Below are 2825 nucleotides of genomic sequence, written 5' to 3'. Positions count from 1 at the left end.
GATCGAGTCGCCGCCCAGGTCGAAGAAGTTGTCGTGGATGCCGACCCTCTCCACCCCGAGGACCTCGGACCAGACGGCGGCGAGGATCTCCTCCGTCGCGTCGCGCGGCGCGGTGTAGTCGGAGCCGAGCCGGTTCGCCTGGACGTCCGGTTCGGGCAGCGAGCGCCGGTCGACCTTGCCGCTCGGAGTGAGCGGCAGCCGGTCCAGCGATACGAAGACGGCGGGGACCATGTAGTCGGGCAGCAGCCCTGACAGATGGGCGCGCAGGTCGGAGGTCCGTGCCTCGGCCCCGGCACCCTCGGTCACGACGTACGCCACCAGGCGCCGCCGGCCAGAGTCCTCCTGCCAGGCCAGCACCACGGCGTCCCGCACGTCCGGATGGGTGAGCAGGGCGCTTTCCACCTCGCCGAGCTCGATGCGGAAGCCGCGGATCTTCACCTGGTCGTCGGCGCGGCCCAGGAACTCCAGGTCCCCGGAAACCAGTCGGCGTGCCCGGTCGCCGGTGCCGTAGAGCCGGTCACCGGGTACGAAGGGGCTGTCGACGAACCGCTCGGCGGTCAGCTCCTCGCGCCCGTGGTAGCCGCGGGCTACGCCGTCGCCGCCGATCCAGATCTCGCCCGGCACGCCCGGCGGGACGAGGTTCATGTGCGCGTCCAGGACGTAGACGCGGGTGTTGGGCAGCGGGCGGCCGATGGGCACGTACACGCTGCCGCGCAGACTCTCCTCGGTCGGCACGAAGACCGTCGAGTCGACGGTGGCCTCGGTACCGCCGTACGCGTTGACGACGACGCAGTCGTGCCGTATCCGGCGCAGCAGGGTGCGGCAGTCCTCGACGCGCCAGCCCTCGGAGCCCACGGAGATCAGCCGCAGCGGCGGGAAGGCCTCGCCGCGCCGCTCGACCTCCTGCAGGACAGCGTTGAGCAGCGACGGGACGATCTCCAGGCCGGTGGCACCGGTTTCGGCGATCAGGTCGAGCAGCGCCGGGGGTTCCGTGGTGACGTCCTTCGACGCGATGATCAGCGCCCCGCCGAAGGGCAGGGAGCGGATGAGGTCGGCGAAGAAGAGATCGACGGAGAGGCTGGACACCGACAGGAAGCGCGGCTTCAGGTCTTCGAGACCGTACCGCTCGCCCCAGGCGGCAAGGATGTGCCGGACGTTGCGGTGCTCGACGGCGACGCCCTTGGGGTTGCCCGTGGAACCCGAGGTGTAGATGACGTACGCCAGGTCGTGCGGGGCGACGGTGGTCGGCGGCGGGGTGACGGGCAGCCGTCCGATAGCGTCCCGCTCCGCGTCCAGGTCCACGATCCGCAGGCCGTCGCCGGCGGGCAGGCGGTCGCGGACCGCGGACTGGCCGACGACGATCCCGGCGCCGGAGTCCGCCAGCATGTACGCGAGCCGGTCGTCCGGGAAGGACGGGTCGAGCGGGACGTAGGCGGCGCCCGCCCGGAGGATGCCAAGGAGGCCGACCGCCGTGGCGGAGCCGCGCTCGACGCTCAGGCCGACCGGGGAGCCGGGGCCGGCGCCCAGGGCGACCAGGTGGTGGGCGAGCCGGTTGGCGCGCTCGTTCAGCTCCCGGTGGGTGAGCGTGGCGTCGTCGGCGATCACCGCGACCGCGTCGGGCGTGCGGGCCGCCTGCGCGGCCAGCCGCTCGTGGATGAGCGCGTCGTCGCCGGAGGGCAGTTCGGTGGCGTTCCACTCGGTGGCGACCAGCCGGTGCTCGTCCTCGGTGAGCAGCGGGAGCGCGGCCACGGGCCGGTGCGGGTCGGCGATCGCGCCGGCGAGCAGAACGCCCAAGTGGCCGGTCATCCGGGCGACGGTGCGCTCGTCGAAGAGTTCGGTGCTGTACTCGACGAGGCCGTGCAGGCGCCCGTCCCGCTCCTCGAACTCGAAGGTGAGGTCGAACAGCGAGGCGTCCCGGTCGAGCGGATACGGGGAGACGGTCGCGCCGGGCAGCGCCAGGGTGTCGGCCGGCGTGTTCTGCAGGACGACCATGGCCTGAACGAGCGCGGTGCGGCTGGGGTCGCGCTCCGGCTGGACGGCCTCGACGAGCTTGTCGAAGGGAATGTCCTCGTGGGCGAACGCGTCGAGGACGGTGTCCTTGACCCGGGCCAGCAGCTCGGTGAAGGTCAGCTCGGGGGCAGCCTGGGTGCGCAGGACGACGGTGTTGACGAGGAAGCCGACGAGCTGTTCCAGGTCCTTGTGGCCGCGTGCGGCGGACGAGGTGCCGACGGCGATGTCCTGCTGGCCCGACCAGCGGGCGAAGACCGCCTTCACGGCCGCGGTCAGCGCCATGAAGAGCGTCGCGCCCCGCTCGCGGGCGAGCTCCTTGAGGCCCGCGACGGTGTCGGCGGGCAGTTCGAAGCCGTACACCGCTCCGGCGGAGGAGCGCACCGCGGGCCGGGGCCGGTCGGTGGGCAGCTCGAGCGGGGTGATGCCCTTCAGCTGCTCCCGCCACCAGGCAAGCTGCTGGTCGAACAGTCCGCCGCCCTCCAGCCGCCCACGCTGCCAGGCCGCGAAGTCCGGGTACTGGACGGTGACCTCGGGCAGGCGGGCCGGTCGCCCCTCGGTCCGGGCCGTGTACAGCTCGCCCAGCTCGCGGGCGATGACGCCCATGGACCAGCCGTCAGTGACGATGTGGTGCATCCCCAGGACGCAGACGTGCTCGTCGGCGGTGAGGCGTACGAGCAGGACGCGGACCAGCGGGCCGGTCGTCAGGTCGTACGGGCGCGCCATCTCCGCCCGTACGGCCTCCTGGGCGCTGTCCTCGCCGTCGGCGTCGGCCGTCACCCAGTCGGGGTCAAGCCGGTCGTGAACGATCTGCACGC

Annotated in this window: 1 protein-coding gene; it reads right to left on the bottom strand. The window is 72.6% G+C overall.

Going from position 1 to position 2825, the window contains the following annotated elements:
* Positions 1 to 2825: non-ribosomal peptide synthetase (locus ACTWQE_RS33915; protein WP_443332937.1), on the bottom strand; the 2825-nt coding region annotated here is incomplete at both ends.

Origin of the sequence: Streptomyces sp. 8N706 (assembly GCF_052245415.1) — a bacterium.
GTDB lineage: Bacteria > Actinomycetota > Actinomycetes > Streptomycetales > Streptomycetaceae > Streptomyces.
This window is presented reverse-complemented; position numbering and strand designations above follow the sequence as displayed.